The sequence below is a fragment of the Anaerococcus hydrogenalis DSM 7454 genome (genome assembly GCF_000173355.1).
GTDB classification, from domain to species: Bacteria; Bacillota; Clostridia; order Tissierellales; family Peptoniphilaceae; genus Anaerococcus; species Anaerococcus hydrogenalis.
In genome coordinates this window covers 120,001-142,370 of record NZ_ABXA01000043.1, presented here as the reverse complement: position 1 = coordinate 142,370, position 22,370 = coordinate 120,001, and the positions used below count along the sequence as shown (strand labels likewise).

General features: G+C 29.8%; 20 protein-coding genes, 1 pseudogene and 1 riboswitch (1 of these 22 running past the window's edge). Of the genes and pseudogenes, 2 read left to right on the top strand and 19 right to left on the bottom strand.

Annotated features, from left to right (window positions below):
- Positions 1 to 91: 91 nt before the first annotated feature.
- From ANHYDRO_RS07590 to ANHYDRO_RS07535, 14 genes and pseudogenes are all read right to left on the bottom strand, one after another.
- Positions 92 to 463, bottom strand: a complete 372-nt coding sequence (locus tag ANHYDRO_RS07590) for an NUDIX hydrolase (protein WP_244261667.1) — start codon at positions 461 to 463, stop codon at positions 92 to 94.
- An 88-nt stretch (positions 464 to 551) separates the two neighbouring features.
- A complete protein-coding gene (locus tag ANHYDRO_RS07585; protein WP_004815304.1) occupies positions 552 to 1,349 on the bottom strand; it encodes a formate/nitrite transporter family protein in 798 nt (265 codons plus the stop codon).
- Positions 1,350 to 1,404: 55 nt separating this feature from the next.
- Positions 1,405 to 1,668: a DUF1294 domain-containing protein gene (locus tag ANHYDRO_RS07580; protein ID WP_004815303.1), complete on the bottom strand. Its 264-nt coding sequence runs from the start codon at positions 1,666 to 1,668 to the stop codon at positions 1,405 to 1,407.
- Complete coding sequence (locus ANHYDRO_RS10865; RefSeq protein ID WP_244261666.1) at positions 1,658 to 2,011, bottom strand: alpha/beta fold hydrolase; 354 nt, start codon at positions 2,009 to 2,011, stop codon at positions 1,658 to 1,660. The genes ANHYDRO_RS07580 and ANHYDRO_RS10865 overlap by 11 nt, the downstream gene beginning before the upstream one ends.
- Before the next feature lie 86 nt (positions 2,012 to 2,097).
- On the bottom strand, positions 2,098 to 2,418 hold the full coding sequence (locus ANHYDRO_RS10860) for an alpha/beta fold hydrolase (protein WP_244261665.1): 321 nt from the start codon (positions 2,416 to 2,418) through the stop codon (positions 2,098 to 2,100).
- A 7-nt stretch (positions 2,419 to 2,425) separates the two neighbouring features.
- Positions 2,426 to 2,545: an alpha/beta hydrolase gene (locus ANHYDRO_RS10855; RefSeq protein ID WP_004815298.1), complete on the bottom strand. Its 120-nt coding sequence runs from the start codon at positions 2,543 to 2,545 to the stop codon at positions 2,426 to 2,428.
- Between the two features lie 339 nt (positions 2,546 to 2,884).
- Positions 2,885 to 3,735: pseudogene (gene metF, locus ANHYDRO_RS07570) on the bottom strand (methylenetetrahydrofolate reductase [NAD(P)H]).
- Positions 3,719 to 5,986, bottom strand: coding sequence for a 5-methyltetrahydropteroyltriglutamate--homocysteine S-methyltransferase (gene metE / locus ANHYDRO_RS07565; RefSeq protein ID WP_004815292.1), 2,268 nt, complete (start codon positions 5,984 to 5,986; stop codon positions 3,719 to 3,721). The pseudogene metF and the gene metE overlap by 17 nt, the downstream one beginning before the upstream one ends.
- Positions 5,987 to 6,115: 129 nt before the next feature.
- Complete coding sequence (locus ANHYDRO_RS07560; protein ID WP_004815291.1) at positions 6,116 to 7,027, bottom strand: LysR family transcriptional regulator; 912 nt, start codon at positions 7,025 to 7,027, stop codon at positions 6,116 to 6,118.
- Between the two features lie 21 nt (positions 7,028 to 7,048).
- Positions 7,049 to 8,152 carry a cation:proton antiporter gene (locus ANHYDRO_RS07555; RefSeq protein WP_244261664.1) on the bottom strand — a complete coding sequence of 368 codons (1,104 nt, stop codon included), beginning with the start codon at positions 8,150 to 8,152 and terminating at the stop codon, positions 7,049 to 7,051.
- Positions 8,153 to 8,284: 132 nt separating this feature from the next.
- A riboswitch (Fluoride riboswitch) is annotated at positions 8,285 to 8,357 on the bottom strand.
- A gap of 23 nt (positions 8,358 to 8,380) precedes the next feature.
- On the bottom strand, positions 8,381 to 9,067 hold the full coding sequence (gene gloB, locus ANHYDRO_RS07550) for a hydroxyacylglutathione hydrolase (RefSeq protein ID WP_004815281.1): 687 nt from the start codon (positions 9,065 to 9,067) through the stop codon (positions 8,381 to 8,383).
- Positions 9,068 to 9,476: 409 nt separating this feature from the next.
- Positions 9,477 to 10,376, bottom strand: a complete 900-nt coding sequence (gene sdaAA / locus ANHYDRO_RS07545) for an L-serine ammonia-lyase, iron-sulfur-dependent, subunit alpha (protein WP_004815276.1) — start codon at positions 10,374 to 10,376, stop codon at positions 9,477 to 9,479.
- Positions 10,376 to 11,041 (bottom strand): L-serine ammonia-lyase, iron-sulfur-dependent subunit beta, encoded by a 666-nt coding sequence (gene sdaAB, locus ANHYDRO_RS07540; protein ID WP_039914403.1) that lies wholly within the window; start codon positions 11,039 to 11,041, stop codon positions 10,376 to 10,378. Before sdaAB ends, sdaAA begins: the two co-directional genes overlap by 1 nt.
- Before the next feature lie 124 nt (positions 11,042 to 11,165).
- The gene (locus ANHYDRO_RS07535; RefSeq protein WP_004815273.1) at positions 11,166 to 11,897 is read right to left on the bottom strand and encodes a YwaF family protein; all 732 of its coding nucleotides are present in this window, start codon (positions 11,895 to 11,897) and stop codon (positions 11,166 to 11,168) included.
- A gap of 129 nt (positions 11,898 to 12,026) precedes the next feature.
- Between ANHYDRO_RS07535 and ANHYDRO_RS07530 the strand changes: the two genes are divergently transcribed.
- Positions 12,027 to 12,584 carry a hypothetical protein gene (locus ANHYDRO_RS07530; protein WP_004815271.1) on the top strand — a complete coding sequence of 186 codons (558 nt, stop codon included), beginning with the start codon at positions 12,027 to 12,029 and terminating at the stop codon, positions 12,582 to 12,584.
- A 45-nt stretch (positions 12,585 to 12,629) separates the two neighbouring features.
- Here the strand turns inward: ANHYDRO_RS07530 and ANHYDRO_RS07525 are convergent, their stop codons facing one another.
- Complete coding sequence (locus tag ANHYDRO_RS07525) at positions 12,630 to 13,577, bottom strand: serine hydrolase (protein ID WP_004815270.1); 948 nt, start codon at positions 13,575 to 13,577, stop codon at positions 12,630 to 12,632.
- 154 nt (positions 13,578 to 13,731) lie between these two features.
- Here ANHYDRO_RS07525 and ANHYDRO_RS07520 point away from each other — a divergent pair, with 154 nt between their 5' ends.
- Positions 13,732 to 14,739: a potassium channel family protein gene (locus ANHYDRO_RS07520; RefSeq protein WP_004815268.1), complete on the top strand. Its 1,008-nt coding sequence runs from the start codon at positions 13,732 to 13,734 to the stop codon at positions 14,737 to 14,739.
- Between the two features lie 26 nt (positions 14,740 to 14,765).
- On the opposite strand, the gene ANHYDRO_RS07515 is transcribed toward ANHYDRO_RS07520, so the two are convergent.
- The 4 genes from ANHYDRO_RS07515 to ANHYDRO_RS07495 form a co-directional block, all read right to left on the bottom strand.
- Positions 14,766 to 15,680: an alpha/beta fold hydrolase gene (locus ANHYDRO_RS07515; RefSeq protein WP_004815266.1), complete on the bottom strand. Its 915-nt coding sequence runs from the start codon at positions 15,678 to 15,680 to the stop codon at positions 14,766 to 14,768.
- Between the two features lie 193 nt (positions 15,681 to 15,873).
- A complete protein-coding gene (locus ANHYDRO_RS07510; protein ID WP_004815265.1) occupies positions 15,874 to 18,120 on the bottom strand; it encodes an InlB B-repeat-containing protein in 2,247 nt (748 codons plus the stop codon).
- A gap of 16 nt (positions 18,121 to 18,136) precedes the next feature.
- Complete coding sequence (locus ANHYDRO_RS09420) at positions 18,137 to 21,520, bottom strand: InlB B-repeat-containing protein (protein ID WP_004815264.1); 3,384 nt, start codon at positions 21,518 to 21,520, stop codon at positions 18,137 to 18,139.
- Between the two features lie 817 nt (positions 21,521 to 22,337).
- Positions 22,338 to 22,370, bottom strand: the 3' portion of a protein-coding gene (locus tag ANHYDRO_RS07495) for a CadD family cadmium resistance transporter (protein WP_004815259.1). Its footprint extends 573 nt past the window's final position; 33 of the gene's 606 nt are visible here — the last part of the coding sequence; its start codon lies off the right edge, out of view; the stop codon is at positions 22,338 to 22,340.

The window sequence follows — 22,370 nt, the reverse complement described above, 5'->3', positions numbered from 1 at the left end:
TGGTAAGGAACAAATTCTCCCCTATCGATAATTTCTAATAATTGCTTTAAATTTACAAACTTGGCATCAGAAACTTCTTCTTCTTGTAGTTTTAATTTTTTAAGTTGATATCCTTATTTTTTATGATATAAACATCGTCAATCCTAAAGCCAGTATTTATTGAGATATTTGGATAAGAATTAGAAAAATCATATTTTATACCAAGCTCTTCAAATAATTCTCTTGATGCAGAAATTTGAGAAGTCTCCCCACTTGATACAGCTCCTGAAACTGTTAAATCCCACTTATCAGGCCAAGATCTTTTGCTTTTTGTTCTTTTTTGAATTAATAACCTTCCCTTTTTGTCAAATATCAAAACGTGAATAATAAGTCTGAATAAGCCCTTAGGAACTATATCTCTTCTTTCTATAACTTTTCCAGTTTTATTTCTAAAATTATCATATAAATCTACGTATTCTTTCATAATCTTCTCCTTTGCCACTTTTCTATACTTACCCTTTTTTCAAATTTAAAAGCGGCAATATCTCTTGCCGCTTTGTAAAATATTTTTATTAATCAACAAATTTAGATTTAGTATCGTTTAGCCAAGCATATAATAGGCCTATACAAATTCCTCCACCAAGATAGTTTCCTAAAAATGCAAATATCCATTGTCTAAGTACATTTGCCAAGGTGAAATTTTCTTTCATATTTCCAGAAAATTGTACTAGAGAAAATAATCCAAAATTTGCCACAACGTGCTCAAGTCCTATATATACAAACATAAATACAGCACTCATTATCAAAAATCCTTTGAAAGCTTGATTTTCTACAAGTACAAATGATAAAACCGCCAAATTTACAAATACATTTGCCAACAATCCTGCAAATAAAATATCCATACTTGTCTTATCTAATTTTGCACTAACAAGACTTGTTAGAAAACTATTGGCATCAAAGGCATTTATTGCTGAAGTAAGACTTGTCACAAATGAAACCAAATATGCTCCGATTAAATTTCCAAGAGTACAAACTAATAAAATAATAATAGCCTTTTTTAAACTAATATATTTATTATAAACTCCTGCTGTCAAAAACATCATATTTCCTGTTGCAAGTTCTGCATTTAAAAACAAAACATAACAAAGACCAATTGCAAAAATTCCTGCAAAAGCTGGCTTTGCCATAACAGGACTTAGTCCTGATAAATGATCTGCTGCTATTAAACCTGCAAGGGTTGTTAAAGTAAGAAAAATTCCTGCAAGGGCTGACCTAAAAATATATTTTAATATACTTGAGTCAAATAAATCTTCCTTCTTATTGCAAGCAGCCTTTACTTTCTTATTAAAATTACTGTTTATATTTTCCATCTTCCATCCTTTTTTCTTTATTTACCTCTAATTTTATAAGAAATCTAACAAAAAATCAACGAAATATATAAAATATTATAAATAACTGACAAATTATTATAATAGGAAGAGAAATCATAAATTTTTTGTGGCAGGTTTTGTGTTTAATGAGTCTCATAGTAATATACATAGAAAGACTTCCACCAATAAAAGCAAAAAATAAAAGTACATTTTCCCTAATTCTATTTCTCTTAAACTTTTTAGAGGCTATTTTATCATAAATTGTCAATATAAGTGAGATTATAGAAATTATAATAAAATAAATTATTTTAATTTTCATTTTTCACCAAATCTTCAAATATTTTTATAAACTTTTCTTTTTCATCAACAAAAATAGCATGACCAGAATTATCAAATTTTATAAAGTCCACCTTATTTGGAAAATATCCTATACTTTCAATAGCATCATCGATTGGAACTACCATGTCCTTATCTCCATGAATCCAAGTGACTTTTTTATCTATTTTTTCAATAAGTCCACTTCCACCCTTATTTGTATTATTATATGTAACCATAGCTAAAAGAGATTCCAAAAAACACCTTTGTTTCAAAAAATCTTCTGCCATTTTTCTCAAATCGTCAGGATTCGGATTATTTACATTATATATAGTTTGCTTAAACAAGTCTTCAAAAAAATCTATATCCTTATCTTTTATTCCATTTAAAATCGGAACTGTAAAAGAATGGTCGTGTTTTATATTAAAATTTTTTAAAAATTAGGAAGTTTTAACTTACTATCATCATCTTTCGCCTGTTTATCTTTTGGCATTATAAATCCCTTAACACCAACAGAGGCTATCAAAATCAAATTCTTTATCAAATCAGGATAAAGACCAGCAAACTCCATAGCAACAAGTCCTCCCAAGGACCAACCAGCTAGGCTAAAATTTTTTAAATTTAATTTTTGAGAAAAATATTTTAAATCTTTGGCCCAATCTGCCATTTCCTTGTGCTTATTTTCATAAGAGCTTTCCCCATAGCCAATTAAATCCGGGGCAAAAAGTTCAATATTTTCATCAAGACTTTCCAACAAATCTTCAAAAAAATTGGGAAGATGATTGGAAGCCATGAATTAAAATCACCTTATTTTCTCCTTTACCTACATGCCTATAGGCTATAGTTTCACCGTTTTCTAATTTTACTTTTTCTATTTTCATACTATCACCTTCTATAAAAAACCATTATTATTATATAAATAATAATTCAGACTGTTGACAAAGTATACAAATCCTCTTGCTAAGAATATCATACGTAAAAAATTGATTTGATTTCAAATTTAAAAATTCGTCAAAAATCGCACTGTTTGAGCGTTAGCGAGTTTGCGATTTTAGAATTTTAAAATTTAGAAATCAGCAATTTTTGAAGTCAGATATTCGTGCTTGAGGGTTTGTCTACGCTCTGTATAATATTATATAAATAATAATTGTTTTTATCAATCTTTTAAATTCTATAAAAAAATTGCTGCAAATTTATTTTTGCAACAATTTCTTATAGGCCTATAATTTTATAAGGTTTTTAATCGACTCGTGAATTTTTTCTGCTATATAGGGATTATTCATTGTATAGAGGTGGATACCCTCAACTCCTGAGGAAATAAGGTCTACTATTTGATCTACTGCGTAGGCAATTCCACAATCTCTCATAGCTATTTTATCATCTTCATACCTTTTCATAATTTTTAAAAATTTTTTTGGAAGTTTTATACCATTTAAACTTATCATTTTCTCTATCTGTTTTTTATTTATTACAGGCATAATTCCTGCTTGTATTGGCACATCAATTCCTGCCAAATCACACATATCCCTAAACCTATAGAAATCTTCATTATCAAAAAATAATTGAGTAACAAGACTATCACAACCTGCATCAACTTTTTTTCTCAAATTTTTTATATCTTCGACGAGATTTGGACTGTCAATATGGCCTTCTGGATAGGCTGCAGCCATTACATAAAAATCTCCCTTTTCTTTTATAGACCTTATTAAATCAGATGCATGGTCAAAATCACCTTTTTCATATGAAAATTTTGGTATATCTCCCCTCAAGGCTAATATTTTATTTACATTTTTTTCCTTTAAAATTTTTAATTTTCTTGTAAGTTCATCTTCACTCAAACCTATAGAAATTAAATGAGCTACTGATTCTACACCATGTTTTTTATCTGGCCTGCAAGCTCAAAAGTTCTTTTGCTTGTATCATTTCCTGCGGCTCCATAAGTTACAGAAATTGATTCAGGTTTTAAATCTATTAATCTATCAATAGTATTATAAATTGACTCTATGGGTAAATTTTTTCTAGGTGGAAAAACTTCAAAACTTAAAACACAATCTTTACTTCCTATATTCATCTCTAAGCTCCTTACTTGCCCTTACCAAATTGTGAAGAGCCTTTACAGTTTCTTCTTCTCCCCTAGTTTTTAAGCCACAATCTGGATTTACCCAAAGCTTTTTATAATCAACTTTCTCAAGAATTTTTCTTAAAGTATTTTCAATTTCTTCAACAGAAGGAACTCTTGGTGAATGAATATCATAAACACCAGGTCCAACTTGCGTTCTAAAATTATTTTCTTTTAAGGAGTCAAGTATTTCAAGATTTGACCTTGAAGCTTCAAAACTAATTACATCAGCATCCATTTGATCAATAGATTTTATTATGTCTGTAAATTCAGAATAGCACATATGAGTATGGATTTGGGTATTTACCTTGCAAGCTGAATGAACTAACCTAAATGCTGGAATTGCCCAATCTAAATATTGGCTAAACCAATCTGATTTTCTTAGTGGCAATTTTTCCCTAAGTGCTGCTTCATCTATTTGTATAATATTTATTCCTGCTTTTTCCAAGTCTAAAACCTCATCCCTAATCGCAAGGGCTATTTGATAAGTTGATTCTTTTACAGATATATCTTCTCTTGGAAAAGACCAATTTAAAATTGTTACAGGACCTGTTAGCATCCCTTTGATTGGTTTTTTTGTTAAAGATTTTGCATATGATGACCATTTTACTGTAATTTTTTCTTCTCTTTTTATATCAGACCAGATTATTGGTGGTTTTACACACCTTGTACCATAAGATTGAACCCAGGCTTTTTTTGTAAACAAGTATCCTGATAAATGTTCACCAAAATATTCTACCATGTCATTTCTTTCATATTCACCATGAACTAAGACATCTAGCCCCAAGTCTTCTTGTAGCCTTATACATTCTTCAATTTTTTTGTAATTAAATTCTTCGTATTCTTTTTTTGTTATTTGACCATTTTTATATTTTTTCCTATTTCTTTTTACATCTAAAGTTTGTGGGAAAGATCCTATGGTTGTTGTTGGAAATAAAGGAAGATTTAATGCTTCTTTTTGAATTTCTTCTCTTTTTTCAAAAGAATCACATCTTATAAAATCTGAATCTTTTAGATTTTCTATCCTATCTTTAACCTCCCTATCGCAAAGATTTTTTCTATCTTCAAAAAGTTTTTTATTATTAATAAAATCTTGATCCTCTTTGTAATCTAGATCTGCTAATTTTTTCAAATCATTTAATTCTTCTAGCTTTTCATAAGCAAAGGCAAAGTGTTTTTTATATTTTTCATCCAATTTGTCTTCAAAATCTACCCTATAAGGAACATGAATTAAAGATGATGAGGCTTGGATTACAAAGTCTATTTCTTTTTCCTTTAAATTTTCAATTATTTCTAATGTTTTTTCATATGAATTTCTCCATATATTTTTTCCATTAATAAGTCCTGCAAATAAAGTTTTGCCTTTTGCAAATCCATATTTTTCAATTAAGTCTAAAGTTTTTCTTCCTTCCACAAAATCAAGACCAATACCATCAAAGTCTAGTTCTTGCAATTGTTGGTAAATATCTCTAATATCACCAAAATAAGTTTGAAGTATTATTTTTATAGAGCCTTTTTTAGCTAAGATTTTTTTATAAACTTCTTTAAACAAGTCAATATCTTCCTTGCTTAAATCATAAACAAGGTAGGCTTCTTCAAACTGAAGACTTTTAAGACCAAGTTCTTGGAATTTTTCTATATAAGAAATATAAGCCTTTACAAAGTCATCTTTAAAATCATTTATATTTTTTTCTCCCTTATAATCCAATAATTTTAAAAATGTAAAAATACCAACTATAGTTGACTTTGTTTCATAACCTAAATCTTTGGCCTCCTTGTATTGGTCAAAGGCTTTTGTAGAATTTAATTTTATTTCAGTATCATCTTCAATTTCTGCAACCATATAGTGGTAATTTGTGTTGAACCATTTTTTCATTGAAAGAGCCTTTACATCAAGTCCATCTTTTTGATAGCCTCTTGCCATTGCAAAATATGTATCGATATCAGATAAGTTTAATTGTCTATACCTTTTAGCTATAACATTAAAGGTAAAAGCTGTATCTAAAAATAAATCATAATATGAAAAATCATTAGATACTATGTAATCTAAGTCTTTTTGTTTTTGCCACGCATTTTTTCTAATTTCTTTTCCAACACTTTCAAGTTCAGAAAATTTTATTTCATTTCTAAAATATTTTTCTGTTGCGAATTTCAATTCTCTATTTTCTCCAATTCTTGGAAATCCAATAATAGATGTTTTCATTTTTATCTCCTTTTTGGCTAAAAAAATAAGCCATTGCTTTTTTTATTCTTTCATAAAGTATAAAGCAATTTGGCTTATTAGTGTTAATACTTATTTTCTATTATTGGATATAGTTTTTTTCTATAGCACCTATTTAGAAAAATTTTCTATATATTCTTTTAAATATTTAATATAGGATTGGCTAATAAAATCTAATGGCCTATTTTTTAGGGAAATATAACCAATATCCATCTCCTCATTAGCATCTAATTTTTTGGCAATAATTCCTGTCCCATTTAAATCTTCTGATAAAACCCCAGATGTAATAGTGTAACCATTAAGGCCAATCATTAAATTAAAAATTGAAGCCCTATCTGTTACTACAATATTTTTGGGACTGTACTCTGTTGGAAATAATTCTTCTGAAAAATAAAAGGAATTATAATTATCTTGCTCATATGATAGTCTAGGATACTTTTTTAAATCATCAAGGCTAATTACATCTTTTTTTGCAAGAGGATTATCTTTACAAATAAAAATATGGGGACTTGCCTTAAATATTGAATGAAATTCTAAATTTTCTCTCTCCAAAATTCCCAAAATAATATTCCTATTAAAATTTGAAAGATATATTATTCCAATTTGACTTCTAAGAGTTTTTACATCCTCAATAATTTGAGAAGTCGTAGTCTCTCTTAGAGAAAATTCATACTTTTCTTCCCCATATTTTTTAACAAGCATTACAAAGGCATTAACAACAAAGGCGTAATGCTGACTTGAAATAGAAAAAACTCTCTTTAGAACTTCTTTTTTCTTGTAATTATTTTCCAAAAAATCAGCCTGTTCTACTACTGACCTAGAATAGGCCAAAAATATTTCTCCCTCTTCAGTTAAATTAACTCCCCTGTTATTTCTAGTAAATATTTTTATTCCCATTTCTTTTTCCAAATCAAACATAGACTTTGATAAGGAAGGCTGGCTTACAAGCAGAGCCTGGCTTGCCTTTGAAATTGAACCCTCCTCTGCTATGGCAATTAGATATCTTAATTGTTGTAAGGTCATAAAAACTCCTTAAATTTAAAACTAAGCTAGTAATTTTTTATAAAAATTATCGATAAAAATCGCTCCTATTGGCGCTGTTATCAAAATTCCCAAAACTGCCATTGATAAAATAATATCTCCACTAGAAAGTCCATTTGCAAGTGGGACTGCCCCAATGGCTGCTTGGACAGTTGCCTTTGGCATATAAGAAAAAACTGTAAATAATTTTTCTTTTTTATTTAAGTTTGATCCAGAAATTGAAATAATTGTACCCACTGACCTAAAAATTAGGGCTAAAAATACAAGAATTACTGCCATTAAACCAAGATTTGATATATAGGAAATATTTACTTCAGCTCCAACCAAAACAAACAATAATATTTCGGCAAAAATCCATAATTTTCCAAATTTTTCTGAAAGTCTACTAGAAACTTCGTCCTTTGCTTTAATTTTAAAGACACAGCTCATAGCAATAACAGCCAAAAGACCTGAAAAAGCAATCCTATTTTTCAATAAATTTTCCATGGCAACAAGTAAAAATGATATGGCAAGAATTACTATAACTTTAGTAGAATTTCTAATTAAAAGGTCTTTTTTATAAAAATATTCAAAAATATAGTATAAAATAAAGCCTATTATAGACCCAAATAAAATCCCTAATATTATAGAAACTGGCACATTAAGAAGAGAAATCAAACTTACATCTTCACCCTTTGCCATGGATAAAAATGATGAGAATAAAACCAAAACAAATATATCATCACAAGATGCACCAGCAAGAATCATTTGTGGGATTGATTTTTCTACACCTCTTTTTTCTTCAATTAATTTTACCATCCTAGGAACAACAACTGCAGGAGATACTGCAGCAAGAACTGACCCCATTAATAAGGCGTCTATAGGGCTTATTTTGAAAAAAATCCTTGCAAAAATAAAATATCCTAAAATTTCAAAACTTGCTGGAAGAAAGGACAATAAAACTGCAGATTTTCCAGCTTTTTTTAAATCAGAAATATCTAAAGAAAGTCCTGCCTTTATTAAAATAATAATAAGGGCAATTTGCCTAAGTTCAGCAGATATGGATAAAGTTTTAGGATCAATTAAATTTAGGACATGGGGTCCCAAAATAATTCCTGTAAAAAGCATGCCTATAAGGGCTGGTATTTTTATTTTTTACAAATAAATCCAAGTATAAGGCCAATGATTATTATTAGGCCAAGTGATATTAACATAAATTCCTCCTTTTGGGACAAAAAAACTGATGAAATCTGTCCCTAAATAGTTACAGAAGTCATCAGCATAAATGCGGTTTTAGATTTTTCTAAGGGAGAACTTCATTCCCTTCTAATATTATAAATTTTTTTAAATTTTAAGTCAATTTTTAATTCTTATAAATTCCTTAAATTCATCCAAATCCTTTGCCATAAAAAATGGATTTATCAAAAATTCTTTTTCAACACTTGTAGGAAGACTAGGAAATCCCTTCGAAATTTTTTCCTTAGCCTCATCTATTGCCTCATCCATAATTTTATCCTTGATAATTTTTTTTGATGATTTTAAACAATCAATAGTATATTCGTGGGCTGGATAAATCAAAGTATTCTTATCCAAATTTTTAATTTTTTGAACAGATTCAAAGGAACTTTGGTAATCACCTGTAAATACCCTTCCACATCCTGAAGAAAATATAGTATCCCCACAAAAGAGCTTATTTTCAACTAAATATGAAATTTGCTCATCTGTGTGACCATTTGTTTTTAAAACTTTAAAAATAAATCCTAAAAGTTCAAATTCATCAGAATCCTTTACAGTTTTATCATTTAAATTTTCAGTTTCAATAGGTCCATAAACAATTACATCCTTAAATTTTTCCTTTAATTCCCTTACTCCCCCAACATGGTCCATATGTTTGTGGGTTAGTAAAATTGCATATAAATTTTTATCTTCTAAATATTTAAAACAAGGATAAGCCTCGCCTGGATCAATCAAAATTACATTTTTATCCTTTTCAATTGTCCAAATATAATTATCTTCAAAAGCTCTAATAAAATTAATTTTCATATAAACTCCTCTCAAAAGACTTATACCCAAAAATAAAATAAAAAAAAGTAGGCAAAGGCCTACTTATAGTTTTGTGATAATATCTAGTAATTAAAAATTTAAATATAAAATTATACTAAAACCCATCTCGACCGACCAAAGGGAGTGGAGAGATCTCTCAAATTCCCTTACTACTTTTAATTCTAAATACTTGTTCCCAAAAATAAATAAAAAAGTAGGCAAAAGCCTACTTAAAATTTTGTAATAATATCTAATAAATCATTAAGAATTAAAAATAAAATTAAGCTAAACCCATCTCGACCGACCAGAGGGAGTGGAGAGAGATCTCTTAAACTCCTTTACTCCCTCAACTATATTCGCTCAAGATGGGAAAAAATTTTTTAATATTTAATAAATAAAATCTACTAATTTACTTATTTTCTTTTGTAGCATCATTTCCTAAAGAGAAAAATTTCTTTCTTATTTTTCTTCCAGTCTCTGTTCCTGCTATCCCACCTATTCCTGTTTCTCTTAAAGATTCTGGTAAGGTTGCTCCAACATCTCCTGCTGCCTTACAAACTTCATCAAATGGAACAATACTTGTAATTCCTGCCATTGCCATATCTGCAGAAATAAAGGCATTAACAACTCCAGATGCATTTCTAAAAGTACAAGGATATTCTACAAGTCCTGCTATAGGATCACAAACAAGCCCTAAGACATGTAAAAAGGCAAAACTTGCTGCGTGAAAACAAACTTCTGGGCTTTGATCATATAGATAACATGCTGCAGCAGCCCCCATAGCGGCTCCCGATCCTGTTTCTGCTTGGCATCCTCCTTCAGCTCCTGCAAAAGAACCGTAAAATCCAATTATTTTTCCAATTCCTATAGCTGTAAGCATGGCATTAACCATTTTTTCATCAGAAAATCCTTCTCTTTTTTTGAGAGAATATAAAATTGCTGGCAAAATTCCAGAAGATCCCGCTGTTGGACTTGCTACAATTTCTCCCATGGCAGCACTTATTTCAAGGGTTGAAAAAGCCATGGCCATAGCCTCAGTTATAAATGATCCTGTAATAGATTTTCCATTTTGAGAATATGTGTTCATTTTTTTTGCAAATCCATCGATCATTCCCATAGCTGTTTTTGTTTCATGATTTAGATTTCCAGTTGCAGATTCTTCCATTACCTTAAACATTTGCCTTAAGTTAAATAAAATATCATCCTTGTTAATTTGCGATGATTTTAATTCTTCTTCTAAAACCAAATCCTTAATATGAAGATTTCTTCTTTGACATTCTTCTATAACTTCTCCAGCTTTTCTAAACATTATCTAACCCCTTCTATATAATTTGCATAATCGTACCTATCATCATTTATAATTTGTTCAATAATACTTTTTTCAAGTTTTTCATTCAATTCAACAATCAAGGTTACCTCATCATCTGATTTAACAGTTTTCATACTTTCAATGTTGTAGTCATTGGTTGCCAAAAGTTTACTGACCTTATAAATTACACCCTTTTGTTCCCTATACCTTAAAATAATTGTTGGGAATTTACCATTATATGAAATTGTCACATCGTTTATCTCAATAATTTCAATATTTCCACCACCAATTGAAGAACCCGTTACTGATGATGTAGTTCCATCTGGATAATAAAAAACTATTTTTGCTGTATTTGGATGTACTGTTCCCAAATCATCTTTTATAAAATGATATTCAAGTCCTCTCTCATCTGCTATTTGAAAAGAATCCCTAAGTCTTTTATCATTTGGTCTAAATCCCAAAACTCCAGCAAGAAGAGCCTTATCTGTTCCATGTCCCTTATAAGTTTGGGCAAATGATCCATGTAAATGAAAATCTACCCTAGTAAAACCATCTTTTACAATGGAAATTGCAACTTGCCCAATTCTTGCAGCTCCTGCTGTATGAGATGAAGAAGGGCCAATCATAATCGGTCCAATTATATCAAAAACGCCGTATTCTTTCATAATACCTCCTAATTTTTCATTAAAAACCTTTGCATGATTTATAAATATTAATAAACTTGTCACTATTATAGTACTCTTTTTATCAAATAAATAAAAGCCAATTGATTTATTTTTCAAAAATAGATCAATTGGCTAATTTAAATTTTTTAAGTATATAATAATTTAAAACAATAGAAAAATTATACAAAATCACAAGCAAAATAAAATAAATAAATCCTGGCAAAATTTCTAGTCTAGATTTAAAAATCGGACTATAAGTCAAGTAGGCGTAATTTAAATTGAATTTTAAATTAACTAATTCTGTAACTAGCAAAAATATATTTACAAAATAAAACATGAATTTTAAATTTTCTTTTTTTATGACAACCTCATCTACGAATAAAAAGAAAAGAGAGGTCCAAAATACCAAATAATGGGTTAAAAAGAAATTTACATACATTATATGTGGCCAGGAATAAGCCATTAAGTCTGGGTATATTAGTCCAATAATTCCCCCAATTAAACCCCAAAATATAGTAAGAATTTTTAAATTATCATTATTTTTTAATAAGGCAAAAAAACCACTATAAATACTTATCCTACAAGTATAAAGAGGCAGAGCTTCCTGTATAGTATCATGCCTTACAAAAGACAAGAAAAATAAGAAACTAAGCTGTTGAAACGCTAATAAAAACAAAAAAGAATTTCTTACACCTTTATACAATTTTTTATTTTCTCTAATTTTTTCCCTGTACCTATATATCAAATATCCCAAAAATATCATAAATGTGAATAAGAAAAGATGTAATAGGCCATATGAATTAAAGACAAAACCATCTTCTTTTTTTCTAAAAAATACTTCTATAAACTCTTTCATTATAACTCCTAATTTCTTGTTATTATATAATATTTTTTAATTTTAGTCCATAAGTATTATGTTTAGAAAGCTTAAGATAAGGTTAAATATAAACTAAAGAATGTTTTTAAAAATTTAAAAGGAGAAAAAATGAGAAATACAAATTTTAAGATAAGAAGTATGAGTATTATCCTGTGCTTAATATTTAAATTTATAGTTTTAGGTCTTTCATTTATATTTTTAGGTAGATTTTCAAGTTTAATTAAGTCTTTTTCTAATTTAGAAAAAATAAATTTGAAAACTTTACCAAATAGTTTATCGTCAATTGTAAATGTATATTATTTAATTTTACTATTTTTAATACTAAGCCTTATCCTATTTTCTATAAGCTTAATTTTTAATAAAAGTTTTAAAGCTTTAGAAATAGTTGAAATTGGAGCTAATGTTTTGTCTCTAATTTTCTATGTCATTTCTTTTATTTTAATTAAACCAGCCCTATCATTATTTAAAAATATACTTAGGGGTTTTAAAGGATTGGATACTTTTGAATACTTTTCCTATATTAAAAAATTTCTTTACAAGGCTAATTTTTTAGTTGATAAGATTGATGGACCTATAAAAATATTTTTTACTATTTTTACAATTCTAGCGATTATCATGATGATAATTTCTATTATTTTAATGGTAAAAAGATTAATCAGAAAATAAAAAACAAAAGTTCTTAAAATAATATTACTATTTTAAGAGCTTTTATTAATTATATTGTAAAAAAGCTTCACTTATTTTTTTACCAAGATTTTGCATACAAGTAAATTGTGGACCTTGTCCATGACTTACAGGATTTGGATACTGACTTAAAAAAGAAATAGCAAAAACTTTTCCACCGATACTTATAATAGCTACATCATTTTCAACCCCCTTATCAGGTATTTCTCCAGACTTTGAATATCCCTTAGCATCTTTGGGTAAATTTCCCAATAATTTAAATTTGGAAGTAGTATTATTTTCTGCCATGGCCTCCATCATCTTTTTTGAATGAACTTTATTTACATATTTTCCAAAATAAATATCCCTAAGGGCCATATTTAAATCTGTAGCACTTGCCATATTTTCCTTTCCCTCATAGAGCATCTTCCTATATAGTCCCGTTTTATTTTCTCCAGTAATTTTTTTTATTGTATCATTAATTTTTTGACTAGAAACTTCCATGTCATAGTTTCCAATCAAATCAATCAGCCTATTTGCAGACTCATTATTAGAATCTTTTAACATCAAATAAATATCATTTTCAACATTTTTTTCATCCAAAATCCCCTCTTCAACCTGCCTATAAGCCTCAAGAGCGAGGAAAATTTTAATTGTTGATGCTGAAGGAAGACTTTCTATTTTAGAATTTGAACTTTTATAAATAGAAATATCAGAATCACCATCTAAAGAATCAACAGCCACCTGCCAATCCCCTTCCAAATTTCCACACTCCTGATCGATAATTTCTTCTATTTTTTCTGATAAAATTTTATCCTTACCTACTTCATCATCTTTTTCTTTCTTGTTCTTTTTTACATAATTATTACTATTTTTTTCATCAATAATTATCCTCTTATTATTTTTCTTAATATTTTTATTTGTAGAATTTATAATAAAAATTGCCACAATTATGATTAAAAAAATAATAAATAAATATCTTAACTTATTTTTCATATTCTCCTCAAAATTTTTTTAATATCTAATTAAATGCTAGACTATATAAATCTAAGTGTCAAATACAATTATTTTTAAAATATTAATAGCAGTTAATAAGTATTTTAGTATTTTCTAACAAATTATATTATAATCAAAGCAACGAGGAGATATTATGGAAGAGAAAAGAAAACTTAAATTTATTTTTTATGCCTTTGTTCTTTTGTTAATTATTGGCATAATTGGTTATATGAAATTATTAGAAATAGACTTTGTAGATGCCTTATATATGACTGTTATTACTATATCAACTGTAGGTTTTACTGAGTTAGGAAAAACCAGCAACCAATCTGAAATTTTTTCGGTAATAATGATATTTTTAGGAGTTGGTATAGTTGGTTATGCATTTACAACAGTTGTAGCTATGCTTGTAGAAGGAAAGTTTTTAGATTTATGGAAGGGAAATAAGATGGAAAGAAAAATCGCAGCCTTAAATAACCATTATATAATTTGTGGGTCTGGTGAACTAGCAGAAGTAATTATAAATAAATTTGTAGATGAAAAATTAGATTTTGTTGTTATAACAGACAAACATGAGGACCTTGATGATTATAGTCACCATAATATTTTAGTTATAGAAGGCCATTCTACTGAAGAAGAGATTTTAGAAAAAGCCGGAATTACAAAAGCCAAAGGCCTAATTTCAACTTTGGATTCTGAAGTTGATAACATAGTAACCGTACTTACAGCAAGAAATTTAAACAAAAAAATATATATAATAGCAAATTCTATCACAAAAGCAGGCAGTAAAAAATTATTAAAAGTAGGTGCAAACAAAACCCTATCAGCAGTTGAAATTAGTGGAAAAAGAATGGCATCTTTAATGATAAAACCTAATATAATTTCATTTTTGGATGTGGCAACAAGAATTGGAGATGTAGAACTTGACCTTGAAGAAGTAATTGTAAAAAAAGACTCCTACCTTGAAAATAAAACCATACTCCAAGCTCAAATCCCCCAAAAAACAGGACTTATAGTACTTGCAATCAAAAAATTTGAAGATAAAGAAATGATCTTCAATCCACCTGTAGACTATACTTTTAAAATTGGAGATGTTCTTATAGTTCTGGGTCGAGAAGAACAAGTTGATAAATTAAAATATTTAGGAGAAGTATTAAAATAAGGCTATTAATAAAAAATAGCCTTTTTCTATAAGAATTCATCCCTAATAATTTTAGAAATTTCCATAAATTTATCCCTAAAAATATAATGGCTTCCTTCAAGCAAATAAATCTTCCCCTTTTTATTTAAAAAAGAATTTTTAGTTTCAATATATCTCCAGTCCTTCTTTCCTTTCTCTTTTTTAACAAGAATAAATATTTTTTTAATATTTTCAGGATAGGTTAAATTTTTGATCCTTTTCCAATTTTTCTCAAAATTTATACCCTCATTCAAATTATCTTCATTTGCAAAATCCCTATAAAGCCTATATCTTAGCTGATTTTTTATATTTTTACTATAATATTTATTACCTGCAATAAAAAAATCAGCCTTAAAAAATGATATAAGCCTAATAAAACCTAACTTATTTGAATATTTTCTAAGATTTGGAAAAAATATATTTCCAGTATATTTTAATTGATTAGGAACTGATGTATCCATGCCAACAAATCCAATAACTTCATCTTTATATTTGTTTAAGTAATATATTGAGTAAATGCCTGAAATTGAATGAGAACATAAAATATATTTTTTATATCCCAACTTTTTTATAACTTCGTGCAACTCAAAAGTAATATTTTCTACACTTCTAGAATTTCCACAAAAATCCGAATCCCCATATCCAAAAGGCTCAATCGCCACCACATGAAAATCTTTGGATAAATTATCAATCAAGGGCAAAAAATCAAGCCCAGGACCAATAGTCCCATAACCAGGACTTAAAATTATTATCTTATTATTTTCAAATCCTTTTTCAACTACATTCATTTTCTTACCAAAAACTTCAATCTTTTTCCCATAGCCTTTTATTTTATCTTTTTCCTTAAACAATAAAAATTTATTAAGTAAAAAATTCAAAAAAATAAAAATTAATATTATTAATAAAAGTTTAAAAATAACCATACAATTCACCCTAAAATATATTTCTAAAAATTTTATACCCAAATTTAAAAGTATAATATGAGAGATTTTCCTAAAATTAATCTAGTATATTAATTATCACTGTAATATTTATATATTTTTATATAAATTTAAAATAACTTAAAAAAGCGATGAGTAAGATAGACTGGCTAGCTTACTTCATCGCTTTTCTCATTTAATAAAATTTATTATTTTTTCTTTTTTTACTTGCAAACAAACCTGCAATAGCTGCTGATAAAATTCCTCCTATTTTTCCTAAAGACTCTACTCCTGTTTGAACATTTTCTTTCACATCTTTTGTCCTAGTTACTTGAACTTTTCTATTATTTAGAGAATTTTCTTTATTATCTTCAGGTTTTTTAGTAATTTTATCATCATCTGGTTTTGGTTTAGAAATATTTTCTCCACCATTTGGCTTTGTACGAGGTCTTGGATTTTCTCCTGGTTTATCTGGATTTTCTGGATTATCTCCTTCACCTGGTCTTGTGCCTGGTTTATCTGGATTGTCTCCTTCACCTGGTCTTGTTCCTGGCTTATCTGGATTGTCTCCTTCGCCCGGTCTTGTTCCTGGGTTTGGTTTATCCCCACCTTGGTCTGGATTTGTGCCTGAATCTGGGGTACTTGGATCTGTTGTTATATCTTCCCAAATGGCTGTTACTGTTGTATTCTCATTTACAGTGATTTCATCTCCTGCAGCGTATTCTGTTTCACCTATTTTCCAGCCTTTGAATTTTTTCTTATCTGGAGCTTTAAAGCCATTGGCTAATAGTTTGTAGGTTGAACCTTTTTTAAGTTCAGCACCTGTCATTGTTCCAGATCCACCATTAGCATCATAGCTTACTTTGAATGTTTCTGTAGCTGGTGGAGTTTCAGGCTCATCACCTTTCCAAACTGCTGTTAGGGTGACATTTCCTGTGATGTCTATTTCACTTCCTACTGTCTTAAGGTCTGTACCTTCTCCTACTCTCCAGCCTGCAAATTCTTTGCCTTTTTCTGCTGTAAATGTTGGATTTGGTAGAGTGTATTTTCCTTTTGCTACTGTTTGATCTAGCATTGTACCTGTTGCACCAGCTTCTGTTTTGAAACTTACTGTGTAATTTTCTACTGGTGGAGTTTCAGGTATTTTATTTTTCCAGATGGCTTTGATTACGGTGTCTTTGTCTACAGTTATTTTTGAGTTTGGAGATAATTTTTCTCCATTTACTTCCCATGTATCAAATTCTTTGTTTTCTGGGGCGGTAAACCCATTGGCTAATAGTTTGTAGGTTGAACCTTTTGTTAGTTCTTTGCCTTCCATAGTTCCGCTACCGCCATTAGCGTCGTAGCTTACTTTAACTGTTTCTGTAACTTCACCTTTCCAAACTGCTGTTAGGGTGACATTTCCTGTGATGTCTATTTCACTTCCTACTGTCTTAAGGTCTGTACCTTCTCCTACTTTCCAGCCTGCAAATTCTTTGCCTTTTTCTGCTGTAAATGTTGGATTTGGTAGAGTGTATTTTCCTTTTGCTACTGTTTGATCTAGCATTGTACCTGTTGCACCAGTTTCTGTTTTGAAACTTACTGTGTAATTTTCTACTGGTGGGGTCTCAGGTGTTTTGTCTTTCCAGATTGCTTTGACTGTTGTATCTTCGTTTACGATGATTTCTGCATCTGGTGCGTATTCTTTTTCGCCTATTTTCCAGCCTGCAAATTCTTTGTTTGCTGGTGCGGTGAACTTATTGGATGATAGCTTGTAGGTCGAACCTTTTGTTAGTTCAGCACCGTCCATTGTTCCGCTTCCACCATTGGAATTGTAGCTTACTTTTACTTTGATATCTTTCCAGATAGCTATAACTTCGGTATCTCCATTTACAGTAATTTTATCACCTGGATTTTTATCTTCATTTCCAATTTTCCAGTGGCTAAATATTTTGTTTTCTGGAGCAGTAAATCTATTTGCAGGTAGTTCATATTCATTACCTTTTTTTACTAATTTTTCAGGCATACTACCCGTTCCTGTATTTCCATTAAAAGTAACTTTGTATTCAATGTCTTTCCAAATAGCTTTAATTTTAGTATCTTTATCAATTTTAATTGCTTTGTTTGCTTCAACTTCTTTTCCATCTATTTCCCAATGACTAAATTCTTGGGTGTCATCTGGGGATTTGAAGCCATTTGGTAATACTGTATAGTCTGAGCCTTTATCTACTTTTTTACCTTCCATAGTTCCTGAACCACCGTTAGCATCGTAGGTGACATTTACTTGGATCTTTTTCCAAAGAGCTTTTATTACAGTGTTATCATCAACTTTGATTTCTGTTCCTGGGGCTACTTTTTCTCCATTTACTTCCCAAGTGTCAAATTCTTGTGTATCGTCTGGAGCTTTAAAATCATTTGGTAATACTGTGTAGTTTGAGCCTTTGTCTACTTTTTTACCTTCCATAGTTCTTGAACCACCGTTAGCATCGTAGGTGACATTTACTTGGATTTTTTTTCCAGAGGGCTTTTATTACGGTATTATCTTTGGTTAGTTCTATTTCTGTGCCTGGAGCTACTCTCTTGCCGTCTATTTCCCATGTATCGAATTCTTGGGTTGTATCTGGGGCATCAAATTTGTTATCTTTTACAGTATATTTTGATCCTTTGTCTTTGGCTGTTTCGGTCATTTTGCCCTTACCACTGTTAGCATCGTAAGTTACGTTGACTTGGATATTTTTCCATGTGGCTATTAGGGTTACATCTCCTGAGATTTTATCTATTTTATCTTTAGCTTGTTTAAGTCCTTCTTGGCCTTCAATTTTCCAGCCAGCGAATTCTTTATTCTCATCTGGTTTAAATGTAGGTTTTGGAATTTCATATCCATCGCCTTTTTTGACGGTTACTGGGTCCATTGTTCCTGTTGCACCATCTTCTGTTTTGAATGTTACCTTGAATTCTATTGGCTTCCAGATGGCTTTTATTACTTTGTCGCCATCTACTGTTATTGGGTCTCCTGGGTTTTTGAGAGTGGTATCTCCGTCTATCTTCCATCCAGAGAATTCTTGGTTTTCGTTTGGTGGGGTGAAGGTATTACCAGCTGGTAAAGTATATGTTTCTCCAGTTTTGAAAATTTTTACTTGGTCTTTTTCATCATCTTTACCATTGTTTCCCTGTAGGGTTACATCATAGGTTTTTGTGGCTGTGGCTGTGAAGACTTTGTTATCAGTACTTGCTACAAAGTTTTTACCATTATTTTTATCTTTCCATACTGCTTCTGTGTAGCCTTTTTTTGCCGATAGGTTTATGTTATCAATTACTGATGAATTTAGTGATGGGAGCTTATATTCTTTTAGGTCTGTGCCTGGTTTTACCTTGTATGATGAGTAATGTGTTGGAATATCTTTATTACCTTCTATTGCTCCACTAGTAGTATTATCTACCTTTGTACCTTCGCCTAGTTTGAATTCTACTTCTAGGGCGTCTGTTGGTACTTTTTCTTCTGTTATCGGTAGGATGTGGTCTCTGACGTATAGGGTTTGGTTTTCTACTATTAATTCTGATTCATCATCAAATTTCACAGAAATTTTACCAACAAAATCTCCTTCTTTTTCAGTATTTCTTTTTGTATCAGTAGCATCAGTTATTGTTGCACCCTCTAAAAGTTTATTTATACTTTCTTTGTTTTCATCTTTTTTAACTTTTATACCTTTTGACCAACCAATATCTTCTCCAACCCATTTTCTGATTTCTACTGGATCTAGGCCTCCTAGTTCTGTGACTTGGTCGGCTTTGGTTTTTGTTACCTTCAATTTTGATTCTAGTGAGTATTTCTTATCAGAATTTTCTACATATTCCCCATTGTCTTGAACAAGAGCTTTTACTTCAGTCTCATTTTTGATCTTTAATTTATCTATTGTTATAAGACCTGTTTTTGAATCAATATTAGCAAATTCGCTACCTTCTGAGATAGTCCATGTATTATTTTCTATATCATATTTAGCTACGATTTTCTTTTCTTGACCATCTGTGCCTGTGTAGATTACGGTATGCTCGATTATATCTGTGTCAGCTGGGTTGCTTATAGGATTAACTGTGATTTGTTTTTTATCTTCAGTTTCTTCTATTTTTGGAGCATCTGGCCCAATGTTTTTTAGAAGGTCTTTAGCCGGGATTGTTATTTTTGGTTGAGCTCCATCATTTACCTTGTATGAACCATCTTCATTTATTTCTGGAACAAATTTATAATCATTGTTCGGGTCCCAATTACCTGCTACATCATTTCCACTAAATATCATTGCATTGCCATTTTCATCAAATTGAATAACTGCCGGTACTCCATCCCAGTCTCCGGTTCCGTTTGGTAATTTGGATTCTCCATTTACTGTATTTGCTTCTCTTATAGCAGAGTCAATTGCTTTTTTGTCTTTAGGAGTTAATTTTCTAGGGTCTTTAACTTCTGTCTTTTCAGGTATTGCTGGTTTTACAGTTGTTTTAGAACAAGATATAAATTTGTGGGGTTCTTTTACAAAAACTCCAACTATTTGGTCGAGATCTAAACTTTTCCCTTCTTCTAAAGTAAAGGAAAAAGTTCCATCTTTTTGTACAGTTACCTCTATAGGGTCAGACGAGTCTTTGTCAATTTTACATCCTTTGTCAGTACAAAAATCACCTGATTTTCCCTTATTAACATTAAGGACTAATTGTACCTTTATGCCATCAAAAGGTCCATCTCCACCCAATTTTCCCTTAATTACATTGTCTGCAATTGTAATACTTTCAATCTCAGGTGTTCTTGAGGTTTCTGTGACTTTGTTTATTCTTAAATCTGGAGCTTGTATTTCTCCTGATGTTGTTCCATCAGTATAATTAACTGTATAAGAAGCAGTTTTAGAATCTACGCCAGAGATTTTAAATACTACAGACTTAATATCACCAGCTATATCCGTATTTTCTTTATTAAACAAATCTAAAGCTTCAGCTTTTTCGTCATCGTTAACTATATTGGCAACGTATTGCTCAATCCAAATTTCTCCACTTGGCATTTTGAGTTTATCTTTGTTTAAAGATGCCTTAGACGCTTGTGCTTTTGCAGTTACCTCCGTTGATTTGTCTTCGCCTATTTGTTGGTAGACAGTAACCGTATCGCCTTCTGCAACTTTAACGCCTTCAGGTAAGCCTACCTTCCATGTTGTTCCGCTTTTAGGTGTAACTGAAAGATTAGCTTTTTCAGTCCCGCTACTATCTTTTAAGCTTACATGGACTGTTGCTATTACAATCTTTTTATTAATTCTAGTTTTTACTAAATTGCCTCCTGAAATCGTTGTGGCATCATACAATACAGGATTTATTGTAGGTGCTTTTACATCTACTGCTCTTTCTTCCCCTGGGGCTTTTTGAGTAGGCGCATTTTTTTGTATAGCTTCATCTATTAGGCGGGCCTTAGCTTCTTCATAGTTTACTGATGGGTCAGCCTTGGCTTTTCTAAGCTCTGCCTTTAATTCTTCTACCATGTTTCCATTAAAGAAATAATCGTTTTCTAGTGAATTTGCCCTATCTCTAATGGCTTGAATTTCTTCGGCTGTTAATAGTTCTTCCTCTTTATTTTCTAAATCATCATCAGTCTTTTCTTCTTTTATTATATCTTCTTCCTTATTTTGACCATCTAGCTTTTGTTCTGACAAATTTTCTTCGCTATCAACTTTGCTATCAGTCTGATCATTTAAAGGTTTGACTTCTTCTTTTTCTTGAACAAAATCATCTGTTTTGTCCAAAACTTGGTTTTTATCTTCAACTTGTTGATTTGTTGAAATTGTATCTTCTTCGCTTGCTTTTGATGTTGGCAAAAACATCATAAATCCAAGCATGCAAGAAACAAGTCCAACGGATAGTTTTCTTGTTCCATAAATAGGTTTTCTTTTTTATCAAAAACCTTCTCTTCGAATATGACTCTATTTTTTTTATATTTTTTCATACTTATCCATTCTTTCTTTAATATATAAGACGTTCTTTGTTATAATAATACCCCCATCTTAAGCTTTTAAAAGTATTTTTTAAATTTATTTTATATATTTCTCAAAATATATTTTAAAATATTTGTTTCATAAAAAATCTAAATTTTTAATCTTCAATTTAAATAATTTTATAGCAATTTTCTTTTTGTTCATATAGTAAAAAAAGGAGTAGCTTTAAAAGGCTACTCTAATATAAATTTATTATTTTTTTCGTAATAAGGCTACAGCTTACACATGAATTGAGTGATCAGTATTGATAAATTTTAATATTTAAGTAAGTGTCGTATGTGAGAATATATCTCCATAAGTATGTTTTTATGTTTTAAATTATCTCTAAATCTAAATTTACTTATAATATATAATTATCATTTATATAAATAAAATGCCATAAATATAGTAGACGAGATTTATCGAAATTTATTTATTATTTTTGGTTTTGCTAATACATAGTCTTTTGAGTGTTCTTCAAATAAAATTTCTTTTTTCTTATTCAGTTTTTCTATTCGCATAATTCACCTCCCATATAACAGACAAGAATATAACACTTATTTTTAACATCATACACAATTCTTGCTTCTCATATTTCTTGGGACAGATAAGATAATTTTAAGTAAACAAAAAAGACCTACTAAAGATTTCCTTTAATAGGTCCGAATATAAAAATAAACTATTAACTTGTAATTAGGGAAATGAGATAATTAAT

Coding starts and splice junctions, on each gene's coding strand:
- ANHYDRO_RS07525 (WP_004815270.1), bottom strand. CDS start 13,577: ATGAAAAATAAGTTAAGATATTTATTTATTATTTTTTTAATCATAATT.
- metE (WP_004815292.1), bottom strand. CDS start 5,986: ATGAAAACATCTATTATTGGATTTCCAAGAATTGGAGAAAATAGAGAA.
- ANHYDRO_RS07590 (WP_244261667.1), bottom strand. CDS start 463: ATGAAAGAATACGTAGATTTATATGATAATTTTAGAAATAAAACTGGA.
- sdaAB (WP_039914403.1), bottom strand. CDS start 11,041: ATGAAAGAATACGGCGTTTTTGATATAATTGGACCGATTATGATTGGC.
- gloB (WP_004815281.1), bottom strand. CDS start 9,067: ATGAAAATTAATTTTATTAGAGCTTTTGAAGATAATTATATTTGGACA.
- ANHYDRO_RS09420 (WP_004815264.1), bottom strand. CDS start 21,520: ATGCTTGGATTTATGATGTTTTTGCCAACATCAAAAGCAAGCGAAGAA.
- sdaAA (WP_004815276.1), bottom strand. CDS start 10,376: ATGTTTAGAAAAGCTGGAGAAGTTATAGAAGAATGTCAAAGAAGAAAT.
- ANHYDRO_RS10855 (WP_004815298.1), bottom strand. CDS start 2,545: ATGAAAATAGAAAAAGTAAAATTAGAAAACGGTGAAACTATAGCCTAT.
- ANHYDRO_RS07515 (WP_004815266.1), bottom strand. CDS start 15,680: ATGGTTATTTTTAAACTTTTATTAATAATATTAATTTTTATTTTTTTG.
- ANHYDRO_RS07585 (WP_004815304.1), bottom strand. CDS start 1,349: ATGGAAAATATAAACAGTAATTTTAATAAGAAAGTAAAGGCTGCTTGC.
- ANHYDRO_RS07510 (WP_004815265.1), bottom strand. CDS start 18,120: ATGGAAGGTAAAAAAGTAGACAAAGGCTCAAACTACACAGTATTACCA.
- ANHYDRO_RS07520 (WP_004815268.1), top strand. CDS start 13,732: ATGGAAGAGAAAAGAAAACTTAAATTTATTTTTTATGCCTTTGTTCTT.
- ANHYDRO_RS07555 (WP_244261664.1), bottom strand. CDS start 8,152: ATGCTTTTTACAGGAATTATTTTGGGACCCCATGTCCTAAATTTAATT.
- ANHYDRO_RS07580 (WP_004815303.1), bottom strand. CDS start 1,668: ATGAAAATTAAAATAATTTATTTTATTATAATTTCTATAATCTCACTT.
- ANHYDRO_RS07535 (WP_004815273.1), bottom strand. CDS start 11,897: ATGAAAGAGTTTATAGAAGTATTTTTTAGAAAAAAAGAAGATGGTTTT.
- ANHYDRO_RS07560 (WP_004815291.1), bottom strand. CDS start 7,027: ATGACCTTACAACAATTAAGATATCTAATTGCCATAGCAGAGGAGGGT.
- ANHYDRO_RS07530 (WP_004815271.1), top strand. CDS start 12,027: ATGAGAAATACAAATTTTAAGATAAGAAGTATGAGTATTATCCTGTGC.